Annotated in this window: 21 protein-coding genes; 6 read left to right on the top strand and 15 right to left on the bottom strand. The window is 60.3% G+C overall.

The window, feature by feature from the left end:
- The first annotated feature begins 4 nt into the window (after positions 1-4).
- Positions 5-757: a crotonase/enoyl-CoA hydratase family protein gene (locus FHX08_RS12940; RefSeq protein WP_132652378.1), complete on the top strand. Its 753-nt coding sequence runs from the start codon at positions 5-7 to the stop codon at positions 755-757.
- 213 nt (positions 758-970) lie between these two features.
- Here the strand turns inward: FHX08_RS12940 and FHX08_RS12935 are convergent, their stop codons facing one another.
- Positions 971-2,221 carry a class I SAM-dependent RNA methyltransferase gene (locus FHX08_RS12935; RefSeq protein ID WP_132652376.1) on the bottom strand — a complete coding sequence of 417 codons (1,251 nt, stop codon included), beginning with the start codon at positions 2,219-2,221 and terminating at the stop codon, positions 971-973.
- Positions 2,218-3,000 (bottom strand): TlyA family RNA methyltransferase, encoded by a 783-nt coding sequence (locus FHX08_RS12930; RefSeq protein WP_409527394.1) that lies wholly within the window; start codon positions 2,998-3,000, stop codon positions 2,218-2,220. The genes FHX08_RS12935 and FHX08_RS12930 overlap by 4 nt, the downstream gene beginning before the upstream one ends.
- A gap of 300 nt (positions 3,001-3,300) precedes the next feature.
- On the opposite strand from FHX08_RS12930, the gene FHX08_RS12925 reads away from it, so the two are divergent.
- Entirely contained in the window at positions 3,301-5,244 is a 1,944-nt protein-coding gene (locus FHX08_RS12925) for a methyl-accepting chemotaxis protein (RefSeq protein ID WP_132652374.1), read from the top strand.
- 118 nt (positions 5,245-5,362) lie between these two features.
- Here the strand turns inward: FHX08_RS12925 and FHX08_RS12920 are convergent, their stop codons facing one another.
- Positions 5,363-6,238, bottom strand: coding sequence for an AraC family transcriptional regulator (locus FHX08_RS12920; RefSeq protein ID WP_132652372.1), 876 nt, complete (start codon positions 6,236-6,238; stop codon positions 5,363-5,365).
- Between the two features lie 173 nt (positions 6,239-6,411).
- On the opposite strand from FHX08_RS12920, the gene FHX08_RS12915 reads away from it, so the two are divergent.
- Complete coding sequence (locus FHX08_RS12915) at positions 6,412-7,149, top strand: SDR family oxidoreductase (RefSeq protein WP_132652370.1); 738 nt, start codon at positions 6,412-6,414, stop codon at positions 7,147-7,149.
- A gap of 2 nt (positions 7,150-7,151) precedes the next feature.
- The gene (locus FHX08_RS12910; RefSeq protein WP_132652369.1) at positions 7,152-7,481 is read left to right on the top strand and encodes an Atu4866 domain-containing protein; all 330 of its coding nucleotides are present in this window, start codon (positions 7,152-7,154) and stop codon (positions 7,479-7,481) included.
- A gap of 22 nt (positions 7,482-7,503) precedes the next feature.
- Here the strand turns inward: FHX08_RS12910 and dxs are convergent, their stop codons facing one another.
- From dxs to FHX08_RS12885, 5 genes are all read right to left on the bottom strand, one after another.
- Positions 7,504-9,420, bottom strand: coding sequence for a 1-deoxy-D-xylulose-5-phosphate synthase (dxs, locus tag FHX08_RS12905; protein WP_132652367.1), 1,917 nt, complete (start codon positions 9,418-9,420; stop codon positions 7,504-7,506).
- Positions 9,421-9,522: 102 nt separating this feature from the next.
- Entirely contained in the window at positions 9,523-10,446 is a 924-nt protein-coding gene (locus FHX08_RS12900) for a pirin family protein (protein ID WP_132652365.1), read from the bottom strand.
- A gap of 79 nt (positions 10,447-10,525) precedes the next feature.
- Positions 10,526-11,293 (bottom strand): SDR family NAD(P)-dependent oxidoreductase, encoded by a 768-nt coding sequence (locus FHX08_RS12895; RefSeq protein ID WP_132652363.1) that lies wholly within the window; start codon positions 11,291-11,293, stop codon positions 10,526-10,528.
- 88 nt (positions 11,294-11,381) lie between these two features.
- A complete protein-coding gene (locus tag FHX08_RS12890; RefSeq protein ID WP_132652361.1) occupies positions 11,382-11,633 on the bottom strand; it encodes an exodeoxyribonuclease VII small subunit in 252 nt (83 codons plus the stop codon).
- 2 nt (positions 11,634-11,635) lie between these two features.
- Positions 11,636-12,571, bottom strand: a complete 936-nt coding sequence (locus tag FHX08_RS12885) for a histone deacetylase family protein (RefSeq protein ID WP_132652359.1) — start codon at positions 12,569-12,571, stop codon at positions 11,636-11,638.
- 187 nt (positions 12,572-12,758) lie between these two features.
- Here FHX08_RS12885 and FHX08_RS12880 point away from each other — a divergent pair, with 187 nt between their 5' ends.
- Positions 12,759-13,160 carry a thioesterase family protein gene (locus FHX08_RS12880; RefSeq protein WP_132652357.1) on the top strand — a complete coding sequence of 134 codons (402 nt, stop codon included), beginning with the start codon at positions 12,759-12,761 and terminating at the stop codon, positions 13,158-13,160.
- 83 nt (positions 13,161-13,243) lie between these two features.
- Here the strand turns inward: FHX08_RS12880 and FHX08_RS12875 are convergent, their stop codons facing one another.
- From FHX08_RS12875 to FHX08_RS12860, 4 genes are all read right to left on the bottom strand, one after another.
- The gene (locus FHX08_RS12875; protein WP_132652356.1) at positions 13,244-14,422 is read right to left on the bottom strand and encodes a GGDEF domain-containing protein; all 1,179 of its coding nucleotides are present in this window, start codon (positions 14,420-14,422) and stop codon (positions 13,244-13,246) included.
- A gap of 438 nt (positions 14,423-14,860) precedes the next feature.
- On the bottom strand, positions 14,861-15,424 hold the full coding sequence (locus FHX08_RS12870) for a biotin transporter BioY (RefSeq protein ID WP_132652354.1): 564 nt from the start codon (positions 15,422-15,424) through the stop codon (positions 14,861-14,863).
- Between the two features lie 24 nt (positions 15,425-15,448).
- Positions 15,449-16,057 carry a CbiQ family ECF transporter T component gene (locus FHX08_RS12865; RefSeq protein ID WP_132652352.1) on the bottom strand — a complete coding sequence of 203 codons (609 nt, stop codon included), beginning with the start codon at positions 16,055-16,057 and terminating at the stop codon, positions 15,449-15,451.
- Positions 16,057-16,731: an energy-coupling factor ABC transporter ATP-binding protein gene (locus tag FHX08_RS12860; protein WP_132652350.1), complete on the bottom strand. Its 675-nt coding sequence runs from the start codon at positions 16,729-16,731 to the stop codon at positions 16,057-16,059. The genes FHX08_RS12865 and FHX08_RS12860 overlap by 1 nt, the downstream gene beginning before the upstream one ends.
- A gap of 125 nt (positions 16,732-16,856) precedes the next feature.
- Here FHX08_RS12860 and FHX08_RS12855 point away from each other — a divergent pair, with 125 nt between their 5' ends.
- Positions 16,857-18,047 carry a winged helix-turn-helix domain-containing protein gene (locus tag FHX08_RS12855; RefSeq protein ID WP_132652348.1) on the top strand — a complete coding sequence of 397 codons (1,191 nt, stop codon included), beginning with the start codon at positions 16,857-16,859 and terminating at the stop codon, positions 18,045-18,047.
- 29 nt (positions 18,048-18,076) lie between these two features.
- Here FHX08_RS12855 and ribB read toward each other — a convergent pair whose 3' ends face one another.
- The 3 genes from ribB to FHX08_RS12840 all read right to left on the bottom strand — a co-directional run bounded on the left by ribB (position 18,077) and on the right by FHX08_RS12840 (position 23,725).
- Positions 18,077-19,180: a 3,4-dihydroxy-2-butanone-4-phosphate synthase gene (gene ribB / locus FHX08_RS12850; protein ID WP_132652347.1), complete on the bottom strand. Its 1,104-nt coding sequence runs from the start codon at positions 19,178-19,180 to the stop codon at positions 18,077-18,079.
- A 10-nt stretch (positions 19,181-19,190) separates the two neighbouring features.
- Positions 19,191-20,288 carry a chorismate synthase gene (aroC, locus tag FHX08_RS12845; protein WP_132652345.1) on the bottom strand — a complete coding sequence of 366 codons (1,098 nt, stop codon included), beginning with the start codon at positions 20,286-20,288 and terminating at the stop codon, positions 19,191-19,193.
- 263 nt (positions 20,289-20,551) lie between these two features.
- On the bottom strand, positions 20,552-23,725 hold the full coding sequence (locus tag FHX08_RS12840) for an EAL domain-containing protein (protein ID WP_132653206.1): 3,174 nt from the start codon (positions 23,723-23,725) through the stop codon (positions 20,552-20,554).
- Between the last annotated feature and the right edge of the window lie 162 nt (positions 23,726-23,887).

Raw genomic sequence — 23,887 nt, 5'->3', positions numbered from 1 at the left:
GAAAATGAGTGATCCCGTCATCATCGAGCGATCTGTAGAAAATCCGGCTGTCCAGATCATCCGCTTCAACCGGCCGGAAAAGAAGAACGCCTTCACCCGCGATATGTATCGCACGATGACGAATGCGCTGAATGCCGCAAACAGCGATGCCGGCATCCGGGTGACGCTCTTCCTCGGCACCGAAGGCTGCTTTTCGGCTGGTAACGATCTCGGCGATTTCCTTGCCGTGGCGACAGGGGGCAGCATGGGGCAGGAACTGATCGATTTCCTCTATGCGCTCGTCAATGCCGAAAAGCCGCTGGTCTCGGGCGTCGACGGTCTGGCGATCGGTATTGGCACCACGCTCAATCTGCATTGCGACCTGACGATCGCCTCCGATCGCAGCCAGTTCCGCACACCCTTCGTCGATCTGGCACTGGTGCCGGAAGCGGCCTCCAGCCTGATCGTCCCGCGCATCACGGGTCATCAGCGAGCCTTTGCCATGCTTGCCGCCGGCGAGGGCTTCACTGCCGAGGACGCGAGACAAGCCGGCCTGATCTGGAAGGTGACGGTACCGGAAGAGGTGCAAGGCCAGGCGCTGGCCGCGGCTGCAAAGCTTGCCGCCAAACCGCCGGAAGCGCTGAAGATCGCCCGCGACCTCCTTCGCGGTCCGCGGGATGAGATTCTCGCGCGCATCGATGAAGAGGCTCGCCATTTCGCCGTACGCCTTAAAAGCGCTGAGGCTCGCGCTGCCTTCGAGGCTTTCCTGCGCCGCTGAGCCCCTAAAAATCAGCGGTTATTATCATATGTCAATTTAAAGCTTCCCTTAAGGACGATCTAATTATTGAACGGAGGACGGATCCCCCACCGTCCGGGCGCGTGACGTGTTTCGTACGACCCCCCTTGTCCGAATTACCCACAGCCTCGCAGTTCGCAGCGCGCTTAACCCCCGCGCTGCGAAGCCGTTTCACGGTCGCGAGTCAGGAGGTGACTATTTCTCCAGCGTTGCCACGACTTCGACATGCGAGGTCCATAGGAACTGGTCGATGGGCGTGACGGAGGTGATCCGATATCCTCCCTCGACGAGGATGGCGAGATCGCGGGCAAGTGTCAGCGGATTGCAGCTCACGGCGACGACCTTTTTGACGATCGAACGCGCCAGCTCCTTGCACTGGAATTCCGCGCCCGCACGCGGCGGATCGAAGACCACGGCGTCGAAGACCTTGAGCTCTGAAGTCATCAGCGGACGGCGGAAGAGATCGCGCTTTTCGACGGTAACGGGTTTCAGACCCTGCGTATTGCGAGCTGCGTGGTCGAGGGCGGCCATCGCCTTGCCGTCACCTTCGACGGCATGCACGCGGCCGATGCGGGCGAGCTGCAGCGAAAAGGTGCCGGCGCCGGCAAAGAGATCGGCGATCCGCTTGGCCTTGCCGACATGGGCAAGCACCAGCTTCGCCATCGCCTCTTCGGCCGGCTTCGTCGCCTGTGTGAAGCCGCCCGCCGGCGGTGAAACCTGTACGCCGCCGAAATCGACGATCGGCTTCACCGGCTCGATGAGGATTTCTCCATCAAGCGAAACGCGCGCAATGCCGCGAAGGCCGAGCACGACCTCGATCGCCTTGCGCCGCTGCTGGTCCGAAAGCTTCTTCACGCCTTCGACCGCCAGGTCGAGGCCGGAGAGCGTTTCGAGCACCGCGATGCGGAAGGCCTCGGCATTGGTCGCGACCGCCGCCCCGACGGCCTTGATCGCGGGCAGACGGGAGACGATCCCCGCCGACGAGATGGGACATTCCTCGATCGCGACGATGTGGTGGCTTTCGGCCTGGTTGAAGCCGATCAACATGTCTTTCTCGGTCTTGCGCGCCGCAAAGACCACGCGTCGGCGCTCGCCTGGATGGGCGGCCACGATCTCGCCGACCTCAGGTGTCAGCCCCTTGGATTTCAGCGCATCGATGACGAGCTGCCGCTTGAAGGCGCGGTAGGGCGCATCCGCCATATGCTGCAGCGTGCAGCCGCCGCAACTGCCATTCACGCCATCAGGTCCGAAATGCCGGCAGGGCGGCTCCTGCCTGTCGGGCGAGGCCGACGTGATCGACATCACGGTGCCCTGGTTCTTGACGCGGGCGATCGCGACCGTCTCGCCGGGCAGCGTGAAGGGCACGTAGACCGGCCCGTCCTTGCTGTTGGCAATGCCGTCACCCTGTGCGCCGAGCCTGTCGATGGTAATGGTTTCCGTGCTCACGCTTTCGTCCCTGCCAAAAGAAATTCCTGATTGCCGTCGCCGCCTGAAATGGGCGAGGAGATGAGCCCAAAACTCTTCCAGCCCATATCCTGCGTAAACCAGCGCTCCAGCTCCGCCGCGACATCTGGTCCGGACGCCGGATCCTTCAGGAGTCCGCCCTTGCCGATCGCCTCGCGCCCCGCTTCGAACTGCGGCTTGACGAGGATTGCCGCAAGCGAACCGGCCTCGGCAAGATCGAGTGCCGGGGCAAGCGCCAGCTTCAGTGAAATGAAGGAGACGTCGGACACGATGAAATTGAACGGCTCGCCTACATCCTCGGCCGTCAGATTGCGAGCGTTCAGCCCCTCGATATTGGTCACGCGCGGATCGGCTGATATCCTCGGATGCATCTGCGCATGGCCGACATCGATTGCCGTCACATGCGCGGCGCCCCGCTCCAGCAGCACTTCAGTGAAACCGCCGGTCGATGCGCCGACATCGAGACAGTGTCGCCCGGCAGGGTCGAGTCCAAAATGGTCGAGTGCTGCCACGAGCTTCAATGCCGCGCGCGAAACATAGTCTTGCGCCGGGTCATCGATCTCGATGGCGGCATCCGGGCCGAAGACCGCGCCCGCCTTTGTAACCACCTTGCCGGCGACCTTCACAGTGCCGCGCGCAACGGCATCGCGCGCCCGCGAACGGCTCGCAAAGAGGCCGAGGGTAACGAGAAGCTGGTCGAGGCGCTGGCTGTGATCGGACATCGGCTGTGAATGACCGGCAAAGCCGCCGGTTGCAAGCATTTTATTGCTTGTGAAACTCGTGTCGCCGCGCGTTCGCGGGCCAGTCCATTCGAAAATAAGCAAAAGCGCTCACGGTATTATTTAAACGCATCCGTGCTGCGGCGCACAAATTTAAACAAATTTAAATCCCTGCCCGCATAGGTTCACTTTGATTGCAGCGGTTCGCGTTTTGAATCGCTTCGTGCCATGAAGGCTCCCGCGTCCTCCCCGCCGATCATGTTCCTCATCAAGAAGTCTTGTGGCTGTGCCTGCGTGCGGCCGCCCCTCGTCGCGCCTTTTGTCGCCAGGAGATATTGACCGATGTTCGCCCGAAACATATCCTTGAATGGCAAGCTTGCGGCCACCTTCGCAGCACTAATCCTTATTTTCGTATCCGTTTCCGCTTTCGTCTATTCCAAGGCCACCATATCGGCGAGTGCTTCCGCCGAGCAGGAAAAGTCCGAGCTTCTCGTCAACCAGATCGACGACGCGCTGCAGGCCATGCTCGAGCAGGCGGTCAACCTGCGCGGCTTCATACTCTTCCGCAGCGACAGCACCTACGGTGATATTTTCGCCAACCGCGAGCGCATGCTGAAGGCGATTGCCGCTGCCAAGCAGACCGCCGCTTCTCAGCCTGAACTGGTCTCGATGATCGACGACATGCAGAAGGCTGCAGACCTCTATTTCCACGAACTCGCCGAGCCGCAGGCCAAGGCCCGTAAGGAAACCGAAACGCCGATTGAAGATGTCGTCAAGATCGGTGTCAACGCTACCAAGGGCCAGCTCGACGGTTTCCGCGCCGCCTCCGCCAAGATCAAATCGCTCGCCCGCGACAAGTCCACGGCTCTCGCTGCCGCGCAGTCGGAAGCCAATAGCGACCTCAAGGCCACGCTTCTGGCTGGTGGCATTGCCGCAGCGCTCGCCGCTGCCGCACTCGCCTGGGCCCTGTCGCGTACCATCGTCCGCCCGATCGTCGGCATGACAGCCGCCATGGACCGTCTCGCCGGTGGCGACCATAATATCGAAGTTCCGGCGACCGGTCGTCAGGACGAAGTCGGCCGCATGGCTCAGTCCGTCCTAGTCTTCAAGGACGCCGCGATCGAAAAGCAGCAACTCGCCGGCGAAACCGACCGCATGCGCGGCGAAGCCGAGCGTCAGCGTCAGATCAGTGACGAGCAGAAGGCTCGCGAAGAGGGCGAAATCCGCTTCGCCGTCGAAGCCCTGGCTGGCGGCCTTGCCGGCCTTGCCAATGGCGATGTCGCAGCCCGCATCCATACACCCTTCGCCCCGCAATATGACAGCCTGCGCAACGACTTCAACAATGCCGTCGAAAAGCTGCAGGCTGCCCTGCAGTCGGTCGGTCGCAACGCGTCTGCCATCAATGCTGGTGCTGGCGAAATCCGCTCTGCCGCCGATGATCTTGCCAAACGCACCGAACAGCAGGCCGCTGCCGTCGAAGAGACCGCGGCCGCTCTGGAAGAGGTCACGACCACGGTGCGTGACTCCGCCAAGCGCGCTGAAGATGTCGGCAACCTCGTCGAACGCACCCGCCTCGGCGCCGAAAAGTCCGGCGAAGTGGTTCGCAGGGCGGTTTTTGCCATGCAGCAGATTGAAAAGTCCTCGGGCGAAATCTCCAACATCATCGGCGTCATCGACGATATCGCCTTCCAGACAAACCTTCTGGCTCTGAACGCCGGGGTCGAAGCGGCCCGTGCCGGCGAAGCCGGCAAGGGCTTTGCCGTTGTCGCACAGGAAGTGCGCGAGCTCGCTCAGCGCTCGGCAAATGCCGCCAAGGAAATCAAGGCGCTGATCAATACGTCGAGCGAACAGGTCAATTCGGGCGTCAGCCTTGTCGACGAAACGGGTAAGGCGCTGGAGGCGATCGTCGCCGAGGTCCAGGAAATCAACCGCCACGTCGGCGCGATCGTCACGGCCACCCGCGAACAGTCCATCGGCTTGCAGGAGATCAACACTGCCGTCAATAACATGGATCAGGGCACCCAGCAGAATGCCGCCATGGTCGAAGAGCAGACGGCTGCCAGCCACGCACTCGCCCAGGAAGCCTCCGCTCTCGATGACCTGCTGCGCCAGTTCAAGCTCGGCGCCGAGGCGTCGGCTCCGGTCCAGCGGACCATTGCCGCAACCTCTCAGTCCCGCCCGGTCGCCTCTCCAGCCCGCACGCTTGCAGGCAAGGTCACCAGGGCCTTCGGCGGCAAGCAGGCAACGGCCGCCGCTGTCGTCCAGGAAGATTGGACCGAGTTCTGAGCTCAGTTCTCTGACTGATGGACAGGGTAGGGCGGCATTCGGTGCCGCCCTTTCTTTTACTTTATTTTTTCACGCAGTTCCGGACGCAAAACCACTGCACACTTTTGCAGGAATTGCCTTAGCCAGCGGTAGCGCGCATCCGCTCAATATCGCGCCGCGGTGGAACATTGTGGACGCGGACATAGTCGCGGCTGAACTGCGAAGGACTGTCGTAGCCGACACGAAAACCCGCTTCGGCCGCAGTCAATCCTTCCGTCACCATCAGCCGCCGCGCCTCCTGCAGACGCAGCTGGGTTCGGAATTGTAATGGGCTCATCGCCATCACCGTTTTGAAGTGCTCGTAGAAAGACGAGGCGCTCATGCCTGCGACGGACGCCAGATGTTCGATGGCGAAGGGCTCGCTGAAATTCTTCCGCACGAAATCGATCGCCCGGCCAATCTGGTTGAGCCGGCTCTCGCCATTGGCGATCTGCCGCAAGAGTGCACCCTGCGGCCCGCGAATGAGCCGATAGAGGATTTCTTTTTCGATCAAGGGGGCCAGAACCTCGGCATCCTCAGGTGTGTCGAGCAATCGCATCATCCGCACGGCGGCATCGAGAAGATCAGGCGTCGTGGCGCTGACACCTGCCGCCGGGCTTTCCGGCAATCGCCCCTGTATGGCAGGCAGCATCTGGGCAAGCAGGCCGCGGTCAAGCTGCAGCCGAAGGCAGAGATAGGGCCGGCTGGCGCTCGCTTCGACGACGGCGCCAATGACAGGCAGATCGACGCCGACGACGAGATAATGGGCGGCATCATAAACGTGCACGCTGTCACCGATGACAGCGCGCTTGCGTCCCTGCGCCACGATGCAGCAGGAGGGCTCGTAGAGTGTGTGGATAGGCTCCGTGCGGGCGGAGGATCGTATGATGCCGACACGCGGTAACGCCGTGTCGAAACTGCCGTCCGTTCCCGCGTGACGATCGATCAGGTCTGCAAGTTCGGCAATCTTTTCCATGAATGCAGCATGGCCGACACTGCAGGAAATGCCAAGCTCTCTTCTCCGCTTTCGGAAGATCGTGCAAGAAATCCGGAGAAGCTTGCTATCGGTTTGCGCTCCTCAGGCCCAATCTCATGCGGATCGATCGACAGCATCCCGCTGCGATCACCATTGAAGCATGAGGACGAGACATGACAGGTATCAGAGACAAGGTCGTTCTGATCACGGGCGCCAGCAGCGGCATCGGCGCCGGCACAGCACGCGAACTGGGTGCCGCCGGCGCGAAGCTGATGATCGGCGCGCGCCGTACCGACCGATTGGAGCAACTCGCAAAGGAGATTCGTGCCGCTGGCGGCACCGTCGAATTCCGGGCGCTTGACGTGACCGACCGTGCCGATGTCGAGGCTTTCGCCAAGGCCGCGATCGGAGCTTTCGGCAGCATCGATGTGCTAATCAACAATGCCGGCGTCATGCCGCTCTCACTGATGTCTTCACTCAAGGTCGAGGAGTGGGATCGGATGGTCGACGTCAATATCAAGGGCGTGCTTTACGGCGTCGCTGCCGTACTGCCGATCATGAACGTTCAGGAGCGCGGGCAAATCATCAACATCTCCTCGATCGGAGGTCTGTCGGTAGTGCCGACCGCAGCCGTCTATTGCGCGACGAAATATGCCGTAAGGGCGATTTCCGATGGCCTGCGGCAGGAGAACAAGAAGCTCAGGGTGACCTGCATCTATCCCGGCGTCGTCGAATCCGAATTGGCCGAGACGATCACCGAACCCTTCTCGGCCGAAGCTATGGTGAGTTTCCGCGAGATCGCCTTGAAGCCCGATGCCATCGCCCGGGCAATCCGTTTTGCCATCGAGCAGCCGGAGGATGTCGATGTCAACGATATCACCGTCAGGCCAACTTTGAGCGTCGGGATGTGACCATGACGATCCGCACAGCTCTTGCCGGGGCGGCTGTTTCCCTCGCCGTCTCATCTCCCGTTATCTCAGAGGAAACGAAAATGCAGACGCATCCCTATCTCGGCATGTGGATTACCGGCGACGGGCACGTCCGCCAGGAGCTACTGCCCAACGGTCGTTACGATGAGGCGCGAGGCACCCGAAGAAGCGCCTATCAGGGCCGTTATGAAGTGGCCGGCGATCATATCGAATACTGGGACGATACCGGCTTTACCGCCGATGGCGATTTCATCGACGGTGTGCTGCACCACGGTGGCATGATCTTCTATCGCGACGGCAGGAAGCCGGAATAGAGAGGGCGGTCGGTGGGCTGCCTTAACCGGCCACACCGACCGCAACGCTGCGCCCGAGCGCACTGAAGACCGTCGAGACGATGCCGGCACGGTCGAGACCCGCATGGGCGATCATCGCTTCGGGCTTAGCCTGCTCCATCCAGATGTCCGGCATCACCAGCGAACGGACCTTGAGCCCGCGGTCAAGCAAGCCATCCATCGCCATGAAGTGCATCACCTGGCTGCCGAAACCGCCGACGGAGCCTTCTTCCACAGTGATGAGGATTTCGTGATGGCGTGCGAGCTGGCGGATCAGCGCGTGATCGAGCGGCTTTGCGAAGCGCGCATCGGCAACCGTCGTCGAAAGGCCCGCGGCATCGAGATCCTCGGCCGCCAGCAGACAATCCGCAAGCCGCGTCCCGAAGGAGAGAAGCGCAACCTTGGTGCCTTCCTTGACGACGCGGCCCTTGCCGATTTCAAGGATCTGGCCGCGCTCCGGCATGTCGACGCCCACACCTTCGCCGCGCGGATAGCGGAACGAGATCGGACCGTCATCATAGGCGACGGCGGTGCGCACCATATGCTTCAGCTCCGCCTCGTCGGCGGCTGCCATGACGACGAAGCCAGGCAGCGTAGCGAGGAAGGCCGTGTCGAAGGAGCCGGCATGTGTCGGACCATCGGCGCCGACGAATCCGGCGCGGTCGATGGGAAAACGCACCGGCAGGCCCTGGATCGCCACGTCATGCACGACTTGGTCATAGGCGCGTTGCAGGAAGGTGGAATAAAGTGCCGCAAACGGCTTGAAACCCTCGGCGGCAAGGCCGGCGGCGAAGGTCACCGCGTGTTGCTCGGCGATACCGACATCGAAATAGCGCGAAGGGAAGATTTCGGCGAATTTGTCGAGCCCGGTGCCGCTCGGCATGGCTGCCGTAATGCCGACCACGCGGTCATCGAGTGTCGCTTCCTGAATCAGCGATTCAGCAAAAACATTGGTATAGCTCGGCGCATTCGGCTTCACCTTTGCCTGCGCACCGGTGATGACATCGAACTTGTTGACGCCGTGATACTTGTCGGCTGCTGCTTCCGCCGGCGGATAACCCTTGCCCTTCTGCGTGACGACATGGATCAGCACGGGGCCGTTGGCGTTGTCACGCACATTGCGCAGCACCGGCAGAAGGTGATCGAAGGAGTGACCGTCGATCGGGCCGATATGGTAGAAGCCCATCTCCTCGAACATCGTCCCGCCGGTGACGTAGCCGCGGGCATGCTCGACGGCACGAGTGATAGCCCGGTCGATGTTCTTGCCGAGATAGGCTGTCAGTTTCTTGCCGAAATCGCGGAAGCCCATATAGGTGCGGCCAGAGGCAAGGCGGGCCAGATAGGCGCTCATCGCCCCGGTCGGCGGCGCAATCGACATGTCGTTATCGTTGAGGATGACGATCAGCCGGGCATCGAGTGCGCCGGCATTGTTCAGCGCCTCATAGGCCATGCCGGCCGAGAGCGCGCCGTCGCCGATGACGGCGATCACCCGGCGATCCGTCTTGTCGATATCGGCGGCGACAGCCATGCCGAGGCCTGCGGAAATCGAGGTTGAGGAATGGGCGGCGCCAAAGGGGTCGTATTCGCTCTCTGCGCGGCGGGTGAAGCCTGAGAGACCATTTTCCTGGCGCAACGTGCGGATGCGGTCGCGGCGGCCAGTCAGGATCTTGTGCGGATAACACTGGTGGCCGACGTCGAAGATCAGCCGGTCATCAGGCGTGTTGAAGACGTTGTGGATGGCGATCGTCAGTTCCACCACGCCGAGACCCGCGCCGAGATGCCCGCCGGTGCGGGAGACGGCATCGATCATCTCGTCCCTCACTTCGCGTGCAAGCTGCGGCAAATCGCGATCCTCGAGCTTGCGCAGGTCGGCCGGATAGGTGACCTGATCGAGCAGCGGGGTCTTCGGGGGGTGTGTCACGGGCGGGTGCTCTTCTTTGACTGATCGGCTCTGCTTTATTCGATTGAATTGCGGCAAAACAACTGCATTTGCATAACCGCAAGTTTTTCACCTTAGAGCACTTCAGCCCTCCGGCAAAGGCACGAATTCCTCTTCGTCGCCGGGAACGATATCGAAGCGGCCAGTGCGCCACTCCTCCTTGGCCTTCTCGATCCGTTCCTTGGAGGAGGATACGAAATTCCACCATATGTAGCGCTTGGAGTTCAGCGCCGCGCCGCCGAACAGCATGAGATGACAGCCGTTAGCGCCCGCCTCAAGCGTGACCGCATCGCCCGGCCGAAAGACGAGAAGCTGGTCTGCCGCAAACCGGTCGCCGGCGACGACGACTTCGCCCGCGAGCACGTAGACGGCACGTTCCTCATGCGCTGCGCCAAAAGGAAATTTCGAGCCCGGTTGAAGGGAAATGTCGGCATAGAGCGTATCAGTGAAGACCTGGACCGGTGAGGCCAGCCCTTCGAAGGAGCCGATGACGACACGGCCGGTCACCCCGCCATCATCGATCAGCGGCATGTCGGTCTTTTCGGTATGGGCGAAGGACGGATCGATCTCTTCCTTGTCGTCGGGCAGTGCCAGCCATGTCTGCAGGCCGGACATGGACAGCGGATGGCCGCGTAGATTGTCCGGCGTGCGCTCCGAATGCACGATACCGCGGCCTGCTGTCATCAGGTTGATATCGCCGGGGCGGATGACCTTTTCCGTGCCGAGGCTGTCGCGATGGCGGATTTCCCCGTCGAAGAGATAGGTGACCGTCGAAAGCCCGATATGCGGATGCGGCTTCACATCGAGCGCCTCATCCGGTTTCAGGATGGCCGGTCCCATGCGGTCGAAGAAGATGAAAGGTCCGACGAGCCGGCGCTGGCGCGTCGGCAGGGCGCGGCGCACCTGGAAGCCGCCGATATCGCTGGTGCGCGGAATGATCAGGTTCTCGATCGCGTCACAGGCAAAGGCATCGCCGGGCAAGGGATCTTTACCGGGGAAGAAGGACATGGCGGACTCCGATCACAAAGATTTCCGCCACAGATAGCGCCTGCCGGTCGATGGTGAAAGGGCCAGTTTCATCAAGCCGTCAGATCGCCGTAAAGCCGTTATCGACGAAAAGGTGCGCGCCGTTGACGAAGATCGATTCATCGCTGGCGAGATAGAGTGCGGCACGCGCCACATCTTCCGGCTCGCCGATTCGACCCTGCTGCGCGGCGATCGCTGCATCAGAGACGTCCACGCCACGCGCCTGCAACTCCCTCACCTCGCGCAGGCCATGCGGTGTGCGGATGAAGCCGGGGCAGACGGCATTGCAGCGGATGTTGCGATCCCGGAATTCCACCGCGATGGCGCGCGCAAACATATGCACTGCACCCTTGGTCGTATCGTAGAGCACTTCCATCGGCGTGGCCGCGACTGCCGAGATCGACGAAGTGCAGACGATCGATCCGCCGCCGGCCTCGATCATCTTGGGCAGCACGGCCCTGGTCATCAGGAACATGGAGCGCACGTTGACGGCATGCAGCCAGTCCCATTCCTGCAGCGTGGTTTCCAGGAAAGGTTTGATGACGATCGTGCCGGCATGGTTGAAGAGCACCGTCACTGGGCCATAACGTTCCTCGACGCCAGCCACCGCGTCATTGACGGCTGCTTCCTCCGACACATCGGCCGTCCAGTATTCGGCTTCGCCGCCGGCATCGCGGATCTGCTTCACGGTCTCGGCCGCAGCCTCGCCATTGCGGTCGATGATCGCAACCCGCGCACCTTCCGCCGCGAAGAGTTTCGATGCTGCGCCGCCCATGCCGGTCGCGCCGCCCGAAATAATGGCGACCTTGCCTTTTAATCTGTCCGTCATCCCTTGGTCCCCTCTTTGTTTTGAAAGGGATCATAGATCGGTCGGAAGCTTGCAGCCAAGTGTCTTGGAAAAGGGATTTGGTATTGTCTCAGGCGCCGTCGAGCGGTTCCACGCTCTGCGGTTTGCCAGCGCGATCGAGGCGGATTTTCTCGATGCGGTTTTCGGCGGCCGAAAGCAACATTTCGCAATGCTTCTTCAGCGCTTCGCCACGCTCATAGATTTCGATGGATTCATCCAGCGCCACATCGCCGCGTTCGAGGCGCGCAACGATGCTTTCGAGTTCAGCAACTGCCTTTTCGAAGGAGAGGCCGGAAACCTCCGGCTTGGCGCTATCAGTCATTCTCAACCCTTCATCATTCTGAGGATGTGCATGCCCGCCGACTCGGCGAGTCCTTCCAAATCATACCCGCCTTCGAGCAGGCTGACGACCCGGTTATTGGCGCTGCGGTCGGCAACCTCCAGAAGCCGGCCCGTCGCCCAGTCGAAATCCTCGCCCGTCAGGTTGATCTGTGCCAGCGGATCGCGGTGATGAGCGTCGAAGCCGGCGGAGATGATGATGAGATCCGGCCGGAAATCGTTAAGCGCTGGCAGCACGCGGGATTTGAAGGCTTCACGGAAATGGTCGCTGCCGACATTGGGCGAAAGCGGCGCGTTGACGATCGTGCCATGCGTGCCGTTTTCCTCTTTGGCCCCGCTGCCGGGATAAAGCGGCATCTGATGGGTGGAACAGAAGAGCACGGAAGGATCGTCCCAAAAAATATCCTGTGTACCGTTGCCGTGATGGACATCCCAGTCGACGATCGCGACGCGTTCGGCCCCATGCGCCTTCTGCGCATGACGGGCGGCGATCGCGGCATTGTTGAAGAAGCAGAAGCCCATCGCCGTCATCTTCTCGGCATGGTGACCCGGCGGACGCGCGGCGACGAAGACATTGTCTGCCTTACCTCTGAAGACATCGTCGACGGCGGCCATCGCTCCGCCGACGCCGGTCAATGCCGCCTTCAGGCTCTTCTGGCTGGCATAGGTATCGGCTTCGAGCTGGTTGATCTTATCTTCCTCTTCCGGAATCTGCCGCATGACGGCGGTCAGATGCTCCTCCGGGTGAGCAAGCAGCACGGCATCTTCATTCGCCTGCGGCGCCTGTTTGCGGTCCAGCCGCTCGAAATTCGGGTGCTCCAGCGCCACGTTGAGCGCACGGATACGGTCGGAGCGCTCGGGATGGCCTGACGGCGTCACGTGTTCGAGAAAGACAGGATGTTCGTAAAGACGGGTGCTCATGCCGGCACTCTATCGATCGCAAATGTCATGATCCACAGCAGATGGGGCGCTGGCTGTTGATTTCAACAAGCGGCATCGTCGCAGTTAACGCTCGGCATTCTCGCGTTTACGCTATTTTAATTGTTTCGTTTACATCGCCGGACCCCGTGCTAGGGTCTGATCGGTAACCTGCAAGGCAGACATGTAAATGAGTAAGACGAACCGTCCGGGTATGGTGGAGTTGCGCGTACCGTTTCGTGATGTGGATATGAACGGCCAGATGTTTCTGGCCTCCTATATTTCCTATGCCGAATCCGTACTTGCGAGCTTCTGGTCGTCGCGGCCCAACGTCGAAGATGAGCCCGTCTATACTCCCGGTAAAGTTTCCTGCATCCTTCACCGCCCGCTGCACTATCATGAGACGGTAACCTTCACGGCCGGCGTCGACAAGATCGGCGTCCGTTCCATCGGGTTTCTCATCGCCTTCGAGATCGAAGATGAGCGCGCTGCCGAGGTGGAGATCATCTGGCAGGCGCGCACCCGCGATGACGGTTCACCGGCCGCACTTCCCGAAGAAACGCGCGATTGGCTCTACAGTTTTCTGGATTAGAGCAGTTTCTGTACTTTCGGCCTGGCCCAATCTGCTGCTTCAGGATCAGTATTTGGCAACGAGACGGGAAGTGCTCACGGGCTCTACGCCACGCGCGGCTCCAGCCGGCTGGCGACGGCGACAGTGTTCCGGCCCTGGCGTTTTGCGTCATAGAGCGCTTCGTCGGCCTTCTGCAGCAACTTTTCGAGGGGGATCTCCGCCGGTACCGCCGATGCAATGCCAAGGCTCGCCGTCACCCAGCCATCACCAAGCCCGCGGTGCTGAATGCGAAGACCTTCGATCGCAGCGCGGATCCTCTCTGCCGTCGCCAGGACTTGAGCAGGTTCAAGTCCCGTCAAAAGCACCAGCATTTCTTCGCCGCCAAAACGGAATACAAACGATGTCGGATCGACTGAATCGCGGATGCATTGCGACACGGCGCGAATGCAGGCATCGCCCTCTATATGGCCATGCACGTCATTGAACCGCTTGAAATGGTCGATATCGAGGAGAATGGCAGAGACAGCCACCTGGCGTGTCGTGCCATTCCAAAGATCGTCGCTGATCCGCGCCAGCGACCGCCGGTTCAATAGCCCCGTCAACTCATCGCGTTCCGCTTTTTCCTCGAGTTGCCGATAGAGAAGACTGGCCCGCAACTGGTTGAGAAAGTTCTTTCGGTCCGATTTTTCCAGGAAATAGGCGCTGACCGCCAGGAAGATCGACAACATCGAATAAACGGTAACGATGCCGAAATAGGCAACCTGGTCGAAAGCGCCGGTAAGATACGTGGTCGTGAAATGCGATGCGGATGTCAGCGTAAGCCCCGTCAACACCGCCCGAAACCGCGGCCGGAGGGAGATGACGAAGTAGAGAAACGCAGCGGAATTGTAGGTCTGGTAGACGAAAAGGTACTGGCTCGTGCTTTTCATGGCCGGGATCATCGGCAAAGTCACGCTGAGCACGGCTGCCATGACCGTCAGACTGTCGTAAAAGCGCGCGTTCGGCCAGCGGCGGACGGCAAATATGCAGCCGAACACGAAGGGCGTGAATATCGCGAATCGAACGACGATCAGCTCCGGCAACACGTCCGGGACCATGGCGCTGTCGCCGAAATAGACCAGGTCGTAGATTAGCAGGCCAATCAGACACCAGATTATGATAAGCCTCGCACGCTCTGCCGCGTACTGCCTGAGAAACAGGGTTTCGATTTCAGGCGAAAAGCGCAGGAGAGGGAAGCCGCGCTTCAACTGCCTTTCGACCTCGTCAAGGCTTGCCAAGCTCACCGTCAATACTCCGACTGGGAATGATTTCCCCAGGCTACCCGCGCAACCTGAATATTCGGCTAAAATCCGGCTATCGAGGAGCCCAGCCCAGTGATGCGCGCCTGGTGGCAGGATTGGAGGAAGTCTGTCTGCCGCGAGGGTGTTCGGTGACCGTTGATCCTCAGTGAAGCGCCTCAGTCGAGCCACCGATTTTGGTCGCCATCGCGGCGGTGTCAGAAAATTCTGCGCCAGACGGTGCTCGAAGCGATCGGCCAGCCGCTTTTTGCCCCACCGAAGCCGCGGCGCGCAAACATGCACAGAGCTGGCGCCAGTCGGTCCTAGAACATTTCAGCGATCCGAAGTGATGTCCCGTAAGACTCGGATCATTCCTGATGGGTCCTTTTGGGAATCCGTATGGGCTTGTTAAATCAGCAGCGGCACATCACCACAGAAATTGCTCTAGAGGCGGGCCGGCAGCAGCGGATAGCCGACCATGACGGCCCGGCCGACGAGCGCTGCGACGACAGCCTTGACGACATCGCCCGGAATGAAGGCCATGCTGCCGATAAAGGCCTGCTTCAGGCCGATATTGGCGGCAAAGGCGAGATAAATGATGCCGAAGGCATAGAGCACGACGATACCGCCGATCAAGGCGGCAAGGAAGAAGCTCACCGTCTGCACCAGGCCGGATTGGCCGGCATTGACCAGCCGCTCGCTGAGAAAGCCGGTGACGAAAGCAGCAAAGACCCAGCCGAACAGGAAGCCTGAGGTCGGTGCGACGAAGGCCGCAAATCCGCCGCGGCCGCCGGAAAGCACGGGCAAGGTCATGGCAACGAGCACCAGCACGATCAGTACGGCAACCGTGGCGCGCCTTGCGCCGAGCACAACGCCAGCCATCATCACCCCGAGCGATTGCGCTGTGATCGGCACCGGAATGAAGCCGAGATAGATGGGCGGCAGCACGCCGAGCGCCACGATAATAGCGGCGAAGAGGGCGGCAAGAACGAGGTCGCGCGTGCTCATCGGGAGCTCCAGTTCAACAAATCGTTAATTGACATGCCGCCGAATGCCGCGCGCGTCAATCGCTGCGGCAATATTATCCGCATCCTTGAGAGTCAAAATGATGAGCGGGGCGAGGATCGTCGCCGGCCGCACCCTCAGTCCGCGTGCCGCATGTGCTTCGCTGATTGCATGGTATCGGGCGATTATCTCGGGCACGAAGCGCAGCACGAGACCAACCGCCAAGCCAATATCGTCGGCCTTCACCCAGCCCGTTCGTTCCAGAGGCCCGGCAAGCGCCGTTATCTCATCCATGAATTGTGTGATCGTCGTGGTCGCGGTCACGGCGGCGGCAAACAGCATCAGCGCCGTCAGCCTCAGCAGTGTCGCAAGGGCGGCGTGCCACGGATTGACGATGAGGGTGAAGAGCGCCACGATCACGATCGTCAGGAAGATCGGCCTGAGCCGGACGAGCGATTCCTTCAGCGACAGGCCAGTGCTGCGATAGACCAGCGCCGCCAGCAGCGTAACGATGGCGAGCAGTGGGAGATAGTCTCCAACGAAGAGCACGAGACCGAGCAGGAAAAGCGAAAGGATCTTTACTCGCGGCGAAAGCCGGTACAGGGCGCTATTGCCTTCGACATAGAGCGATTGCATCAGCTGGCGAGCTCCCTGTAGCGGGCGATCGCCTCTGCCGCGGGGGCGTCAGCCGCCAGTCTGCCTTCGTGAAACAGCAGCACCCGCTCGAAACCGGCGATCAGCTCCAGATCATGGGTGATGACGACGACGTTTTCTTCGAGCCCGTCGATAGTCTTCTGGACCAGCGCTCGGTTGCGCAGATCCAGCTGGTTTGTCGGTTCGTCGAGGATCAGGATATTCGGGCCGGTTACCAGCACTGAGCAGAGGGCAGCGATTTGCAGCTCGCCACCCGATAGCTCGTGCGCCCGGCGATCTGCTAGGTTTTCGGCGCTGAAGCGGGCAAGAACCAGCTCGACCTTGCGTTCGATCTCCGCCTTCGTAAAGCCGCGGCCTTTGAGCCCGAAGGCGATATCGTCTTTGACGATCGGCAGGATGATCTGGTTCTGCGGCGACTGGAAAATGAAGCCGACATCGGCAAGCGTTGTTTTCTCCTCGAGCGTATTACGCCCGTTGACCACGACCTTGCCCGTGGTGGGTTTCATGAGCCCGTTGATCATCCGCGCGAAGGTCGTCTTGCCTGAACCGTTAAGGCCGATGACCCCGAGACGCTTTTCCATGAGCGAGAGCGTCAGCGGTTCGACTGCGACCCTCGTTCCGAAACTGGCGCCTGCGCTGTCGAAGCGAATATTCAATGTGGTCCCCTTGCTTAGAGCTCTTGCTTCTATAAGGCGACGGCCATGCGATAAAGGATCAAAATCAAATCGCCCGGAATATGCTGGCGGGTAGCTAGGAAGATTTTCCGCGCTATGATGTTCACATGACGAATCTTCTCTCCAATGCCGACGCCCGCCGTGTTTTCCTCGCCAAACAGGGGCTGAGTGCTCCACCGAACCGCGCGCTGACCAAGGCCGGCCTGCTGCAGCTCATTCATGATCTGGGTTTCGTGCAGGTGGACAGCATTCAGACGGTGGAGCGCGCCCACCATCAGATCCTGTTTTCCCGCAACCAGACCTATCGGCGCGAACATCTGACGGCGCTTCTGGAAAAGGACGGCACGCTCTTCGAGCATTGGACGCATGATGCCTCCATCCTGCCGAGCGCCTTCTTCAAATATTGGAAACACAAGTTCCGCGACGAGGAGGTGGCGATCGTCGAGCGTTGGCGCAAATGGCGGGGGGAGGGCTTCGAGGCCTCCTTCGAAGAAACCTATGAGCGGGTCGTGAAGGACGGTGCGATCCTGGCGCGCGACATGAAGGCGGACGGCCATGTTTCCGGCGGTTGGTGGAACTGGCATCCGAACAAGACGGCACTCGAATATTTCTGGCGCACCGGCAAATTCGCTATCGCCGGCCGCTCCAATTTCCAGAAGATATATGACCTCGTCGAACGCGTCATTCCTGCCGAGTTCCACGCCCAAGAAGTGAGCCGCGAGGAATTTGTCGACTGGGCCTGCCGCAGCGCGCTCACCCGTCTCGGCTTTGCCACTCACGGCGAAATCGCCGCCTTCTGGGATCTGCTCTCGCCGGACGAAGTCAAGGCGTGGGTGGCTGAACATCGGGACGAACTGGTCGAAGTGCTGATCGCACCGGCACTCGACGGCAAGCCACGCTCTTCATGGGCATCAGCCGATTTCCTTGGCACGATAGATACTTATCCGGAGGCGCCACAGCGAATCCGGGTGCTTAGCCCATTTGATCCGATGATCCGCGACAGAAACCGGACAGAGCGACTTTTTGGCTTCTTCTATCGCATTGAGGTCTTCGTGCCGGAACCGAAGCGCGAATATGGCTATTATGTTTTTCCGCTGCTGGAGGGCGACAGGCTCATTGGTCGTATTGACATGAAAGCCGATCGGAAAAAGGGCACCTTGGACGTGAAGCGGCTATGGTTGGAGCCGCGTGTGAAGGCGTCTGCCGGTCGGATCGAAAAACTGGAAGCGGAGCTCGAACGCCTTGCGCGTTTCGCCGGCGTCGAGCAGGTCGTCTATCTGGACGGCTGGAGAGGCTAAGCTCTCCTCCCGGTGGGGAGAAGAGATAATCAGCAGATTTCCGTCTTGGAAATCTTGATGCCGAATCCTTCCAGGCCGACATAGTGCCGCTCGCGGCTGGTCATCAGCTTGATCGAACTGACGCCGAGATCCTTGAGGATCTGCGCACCGAGGCCGATTTCCAGCCACTCATTATCGCGCGTCTGCGCCTCGGCATGGGCCTCGCGGCCCTGGCTGCGCGCCTTTCGGCCATTGTCGTAATGACCGACTCCAACGGAGCCTTCGCGCAGATAGACGATGATGCCGCGACCATGTTCGGCGATCTTCTGCATGTAGAAATCGACCGGCTTGCGCTTGCCGAACAGATCGTCGGCAACGTTTTCCGGATGCAAGCGCACAGGAATATCGATGCCATCCCGGATATCGCCGAAGACGACGGCGAGATGCTGCATGGGATCCCAGGGCAGGGAATAGGCATGCGCCTTGGCTTTGCCGAACGGTGTTTCGATATCGAAGCTCGAGCCGAGTTCGATCAGTGTTTCCTTGCGCTGGCGATAGGCAATGAGATCGGCGACGGAGACGAGCTTCAGCCCGTGCTTTTCGGCAAAATCCACCACCTGCGGGCCGCGCGTCACCGTACCGTCGTCATTGACAAGTTCGCAGATGACGCCGATTGGCGGCAGGCCGGCAAGCTTGCAGAGATCAACGGCCGCTTCCGTATGGCCGGAGCGCATCAGTACGCCGCCTTCGCGGGCAACGAGCGGAAAGATGTGGCCGGGGCGAACGAAATCGGCAGCACCGACATTGGGGTTCGCTAGATTGCGTACTGTCAGCGTCCGGTCGTCGGCGGAGATGCCCGTCGTCGTGCCGTGTTTGAAATCGACGGAAACCGTGAAGGCCGTCGTATGGGCAGAATCGTTTTCCGCCACCATGGCGTTGAGGTTCAGCCGCTTGGCCTCTTCCTTCGGCATCGGCGCGCAGACGATGCCAGATGTGTGGCGTACGATGAAGGCCATCTTTTCGGGTGTCGCATGCACGGCGGCGACGATCAGGTCGCCTTCGTTTTCACGGTCATTGTCGTCCATGACGACGACGATCTCGCCGGCTTCGAAAGCCCTGATGGCGTCGACGACGCGTTTCTGGTCATAAGGCATGGAGTCGGTCCTATTTCAGCCGGCCGGTCTGGCCGCGGTCGCGAAGATAATGGTCGGCAATGGCGCAAGCGATCATCGCCTCGCCGATCGGCACGGCACGGATGCCGACGCAGGGGTCATGGCGGCCCTTGGTGCGGATATCGACATTGTTGCCGTCGGCGTCGATCGATTGCCGTTCGGTGAGAATGGAAGAGGTGGGCTTGACCGCAAAACGGGCGACGACCGGCTGGCCGGTCGAAATGCCGCCGAGAATGCCGCCGGCATTGTTGGACAGGAAGATCGGCTTGCCGTCATTGCCCATGCGCATCTCGTCGGCATTGTCCTCGCCGCTGGTCTCGGCGGCGGCAAAACCGTTGCCGATCTCGACACCCTTGACGGCGTTGATCGACATCAGCAGCGAGGCGATATCCTGATCGAGTTTGCCATAGATCGGCGCACCAAGTCCGGCTGGAACACCTTCGGCAACCACTTCGACGACGGCGCCGATGGAAGAGCCGGCTTTGCGGATGCCGTCGAGATAGTCTTCCCAGATGGGCACGATCTCGGCATCGGGAGAGAAAAACGGGTTCTGCCCCACTTGATCCCAGTCCCAGTTGGCGCGGTTGATCTTGTGCTTGCCAATCTGAACGAGCGCACCGCGGATGGTCACGCCGGGCACGACGAGCCGGGCAATGCCGCCGGCCGCCACGCGTGCTGCCGTCTCGCGCGCGGAAGAACGGCCGCCGCCGCGATAGTCGCGGATGCCGTATTTTGTATCATAGGTATAGTCGGCATGGCCTGGACGATATTGCCGCGCGATCTCGCCATAGTCCTTGGAACGCTGGTCGGTATTTTCGATCAGCATGGAAATCGGCGTGCCGGTCGAAATCATTGTCTCGCCGTCGGCGTCCATCATCACGCCGGAGAGAACCTTCACCAGGTCGTCCTCGCGCCGCTGGGTAACGAAACGGCTCTGACCAGGCTTGCGCTTGTCGAGCCAGACCTGCAGGTCTTCAAGTTTGAAGCGCAGTCCCGAAGGGCAGCCATCGACGACGGCGCCGAGCGCCGGTCCGTGGCTTTCGCCCCAGGTGGTTACACGGAAGAGGTGACCGAATGTATTGTGCGACATGTGTTCCCGCCGGACGCGCTACCGATCGTCACCGGCAGCGCCATTACTCGAAAAGGCGCGACACTCATAGGCCAAAAAAACGTTCCGGCAAAAGCCTTTCTTTGCGCCCACGGTACCGTCGGGGAAATGGTGTTTCCCGTATTTGCGAACGATGGAGACTCTAGAGCAATTCCATCAGAAATGTGTAGCGGTTTTGCGTCCGGAATTGGGGGAGAATAAAGGGTAAGAGCATTTCCACGTTTCGAAGAAGAATCGGAACGCTCTTAGGAAGCCAGCAGCCAGGCCGTCCCGCGCGCTTCTATGGCGAAATCGTCGAAGGAAAGAGGACGTGCGAAAGCATAACCCTGCAGGAGATCGCAGCCGAGCTCGCGCAGCAGTTCGGCATGATCAGGTGTCTCGACGCCCTCGGCCACCGTCTCGACACCGAGCGAGCGGGCGATCTCGATGATGGAACTGACGAGTGCGCGTTCCTGCGAGGAAGCGACGATCGGCTGCACGAGCTGCCGGTCGATCTTCAGCCGCTTCGGCTTCAGTTTCAGCAGCGAGACGATCGACGTGTGGCCGGTGCCGAAATCGTCGACCTCGATATCGATGCCGAGCGCCTTGATCCGTTCGAGGTTCTGCGAGACCACGTCCTCGCTTTCGTCGAGGAAGATAGATTCCACCAACTCGAAGGAAATTTCACCGGGGCGGATCTGCAGGTCGTTCAATGATTCCAGCAGGCTACCATCGTGCAGGCGCCGCGCGGAGACATTGACGGAGACTTTCGGCACGTAGATGCCCTGTGCCGCCCAGCGCATCTTGTCGCGTAGCGCGGTTTCCAACACAATGCGGTCGAGCGTTTGGACGACATTGATCTCGTCGGCGATGCGCAGGAATTTGTCCGGCGTCAGCAGACCCCTGGAAGGATGGCGCCAGCGCACCAGCGCCTCGACGCCCGTCAGCTTCATCGAGCGGGCACAGAATTGCGGCTGGTACCAGGCCGTGAACTCGTCGTTGTCGATGCCCGCCAGAATCTCGTCGGCCATGCGCTTATTGTTGATGACATCGGCCTGTAGGTTCTGGTTGAAGAATTCGAAACGGTTACGGCCGAGCCTCTTGGCTCGGTAAAGTGCGATATCGGCGTTGATCAGTACTTTGCGGGCATCGACATGAACACCGTTCGCCAGTGCGATGCCGATCGAAACGCCGCAGCGGCAGGAGAAGCCCTGGAAGTCGATCGGTTGACGCATTTCCTCAATGATGCGGCCTGCAAGCACCGCCATCTCCTCGTCGCCTACCTCGAAGGAGAGGATGACAAACTCGTCGCCGCCGATACGCGCGACGACATCGCTGTCACGCACATTTCTGGAAAGCACGCGTGAAGCATGCACCAGCATCGCGTCGCCGGCGGCATGACCCAGCGTGTCATTGATTTCCTTGAAGCGGTCGAGGTCGATATGCAGGATTGCGAATTTCTGTCGCTCCCTGCGACCGGCATCCGTCAGAGTTTCCAGCGCGATGTCGAGTTTACGGCGGTTGGCGAGCGAGGTCAGCGGGTCGTGGAGGGAATTGTGCTCGATCCTGGTCTTGGCAAGCTCCAGTTCGATGTTCTTGGCGATCGCCTCGTCCTTCGCGGCCTTGAGGCGTAGCGTCATCAACGCGTCCTCGGTCGAATCGAAGGCGATACCGATGATCTTCATCTCGCCGGTCGGCGTGCGATGCACCTTGCCGACAGAACGTACATAGCGGAAGCCGCCATCGTCGTCCGGCACGCGGCAGACGAGTGTATGGGTATCCCCGAGCCGTTTGAAATGCCGCGCGCTTTCGAGCGCCAGCCCGCGATCATCGGGGTGGATGCAGGAGAGCCAGGCGTCTTCGGTCACGAAGGCGTTGCTCTGCTTGAGTCCGTAGAGCTCGTGCATGCGTTCGTCCCAGATCGAGCCGGGTCTGCCGAGAATGGCTTCCCAGATGCCGCACTGATAGGAATCGAGTGCTAGGTCGAGCTTGCTAGACAGTTCGGAAAGCTCCGCCTCACGGCTTGAAAGCTCTTCTAACGCAAGTTCCAACTCGGCATTTTTGAGCTCGCTTGTTTCCTTGGCGAGACGGAGTGTGCTGGTGACCTGTGCATCTGCTGTCACGTCCCAGACGATACCGATCGTTTTCCCGGTGCCGCCGGCATCCGTGTAGAAGGCTCCGACAGAACGCAGATGACGAATGCTGCCGTCTTCCCGCATCACTCTGTATTGCGCGGCGCAGGCTTCGCCTGCGATGCTGCAGCCGAAGACGTGAACCTCTGCGATTTCGCGGTCTTCGGGCACGATCGTTGACAGCCACATGTCCTGCGACCGAGTATCCTCGATCGCCTCGAGGCCGTGAAGCGCGGATGCGCGCGCATCCCAGGAAAGGCTGGTGGCGTTTTCCGGCAGCTCCCAGATGCCGATCCGGGAGGATTCGAGCGCCAGATTGAGCCGCTGCGATAGTTCCAGGAGCTTGGCCTCGCGCGTTTCGAGTTGCATAATATTGCGATTGCGTTCGCCGAGCAGCAATGTGGCGAAGAAGATCGGGATAATGATCACGCAGCCCGCGGCGACAATGATCAATCGCAGTTCAGACTGATTGTCGGGGACGGCATTCCAGCCTGTGTTCGGAACCGCCGCCAGTTCCCATCGTCCGCCTGCGAAGTTGATTCTGCGGCGGAGCGGATTCTTCTCGTAGATATTGGAGGGACCGAAGAAGGGCGCGTCCGTTTCATCCGGAACCCCAATATCGCGCACCGCGATCGAGAGATGGTCGAGATGTGGATAGCGCTCCTGGTTTTCACTGTTGCGTGCGGGCTTGAGGCCTGTCGCCTCGTAGAACATGTCCTGATCAATAACCGCCTCGACCGCGCCCCAGACGCGGCGCTGGCCGTTCTCCTTGACGAAAACGGGAAAGAAGATCGCAAAGGCGTTTTCTGCATCCGTCGTTTTGAAGGGACCGTAGAAGCGGGCCGAATGGTCGCCGGTATTGCGGTTGATCGACATGCGTTGCATCAGCACTTCCCGCACATCCTTGCCGATCCGCTCTTTGCCGGATTGCGCGGGATAGACCGACTTGACGATGAAATCAGGCGCAACTGCAATATGAATGAAATGCGGGTTCTGGATCAGCAGCCAGTTGATCTGCCGCTCTATCTCCACGTCGTTCGTTTGCGTGCTGAGCGAAACCAGGTTGGAGAGATCGCGGACGGCGGTGATATCCATGTTGATCTGCGCCATCATGCGGGCGCGGATCAGGTTCGTCTCGTTTGCGGTTCGGATTTGCAGCTCGCGCAGATGCGCATCGGTATTCGCCCTGTCGAGTGCAAAGCCGACGGCAATAACGACGACGGCTACGAGGGCGGAAACAAGCAGCGAAATACGCGTATTCTTCAGAACACGCCGCAGCCGGTTGCTGTTGCTCCGCTGGAATAGCAAATCATCCACCCCCACATTCGCGTTGACCTTATTGTGCAGGGGTTAATTTACGATTGCGCGCATTCGGGACTGCTAAATCACGTAAATAGAGAGAAAAATACAGTGAATAGAGCCTCTTGATTATCCGTAAAATCCTATTCATCAATTGGGCGCCGAAAGCCA

Origin of the sequence: Rhizobium sp. BK529, from assembly GCF_014194105.1 — a bacterium.
Classification (GTDB): domain Bacteria; phylum Pseudomonadota; class Alphaproteobacteria; order Rhizobiales; family Rhizobiaceae; genus Rhizobium.
This window is presented reverse-complemented; position numbering and strand designations above follow the sequence as displayed.

Bases quoted from the DNA above. Each gene is read 5' to 3' on its own strand.
- FHX08_RS12890 (WP_132652361.1), bottom strand. From the start codon at position 11,633: ATGACTGATAGCGCCAAGCCGGAGGTTTCCGGCCTCTCCTTCGAAAAG.
- FHX08_RS12920 (WP_132652372.1), bottom strand. From the start codon at position 6,238: ATGGAAAAGATTGCCGAACTTGCAGACCTGATCGATCGTCACGCGGGA.
- FHX08_RS12855 (WP_132652348.1), top strand. From the start codon at position 16,857: ATGACGAATCTTCTCTCCAATGCCGACGCCCGCCGTGTTTTCCTCGCC.
- FHX08_RS12865 (WP_132652352.1), bottom strand. From the start codon at position 16,057: ATGCAATCGCTCTATGTCGAAGGCAATAGCGCCCTGTACCGGCTTTCG.
- FHX08_RS12900 (WP_132652365.1), bottom strand. From the start codon at position 10,446: ATGTCCTTCTTCCCCGGTAAAGATCCCTTGCCCGGCGATGCCTTTGCC.
- FHX08_RS12880 (WP_132652357.1), top strand. From the start codon at position 12,759: ATGAGTAAGACGAACCGTCCGGGTATGGTGGAGTTGCGCGTACCGTTT.
- ribB (WP_132652347.1), bottom strand. From the start codon at position 19,180: ATGCCTTATGACCAGAAACGCGTCGTCGACGCCATCAGGGCTTTCGAA.
- aroC (WP_132652345.1), bottom strand. From the start codon at position 20,288: ATGTCGCACAATACATTCGGTCACCTCTTCCGTGTAACCACCTGGGGC.
- FHX08_RS12870 (WP_132652354.1), bottom strand. From the start codon at position 15,424: ATGAGCACGCGCGACCTCGTTCTTGCCGCCCTCTTCGCCGCTATTATC.
- FHX08_RS12910 (WP_132652369.1), top strand. From the start codon at position 7,152: ATGACGATCCGCACAGCTCTTGCCGGGGCGGCTGTTTCCCTCGCCGTC.
- FHX08_RS12930 (WP_409527394.1), bottom strand. From the start codon at position 3,000: ATGCTTGCAACCGGCGGCTTTGCCGGTCATTCACAGCCGATGTCCGAT.
- FHX08_RS12895 (WP_132652363.1), bottom strand. From the start codon at position 11,293: ATGACGGACAGATTAAAAGGCAAGGTCGCCATTATTTCGGGCGGCGCG.
- FHX08_RS12940 (WP_132652378.1), top strand. From the start codon at position 5: ATGAGTGATCCCGTCATCATCGAGCGATCTGTAGAAAATCCGGCTGTC.
- FHX08_RS12925 (WP_132652374.1), top strand. From the start codon at position 3,301: ATGTTCGCCCGAAACATATCCTTGAATGGCAAGCTTGCGGCCACCTTC.
- FHX08_RS12885 (WP_132652359.1), bottom strand. From the start codon at position 12,571: ATGAGCACCCGTCTTTACGAACATCCTGTCTTTCTCGAACACGTGACG.
- FHX08_RS12915 (WP_132652370.1), top strand. From the start codon at position 6,412: ATGACAGGTATCAGAGACAAGGTCGTTCTGATCACGGGCGCCAGCAGC.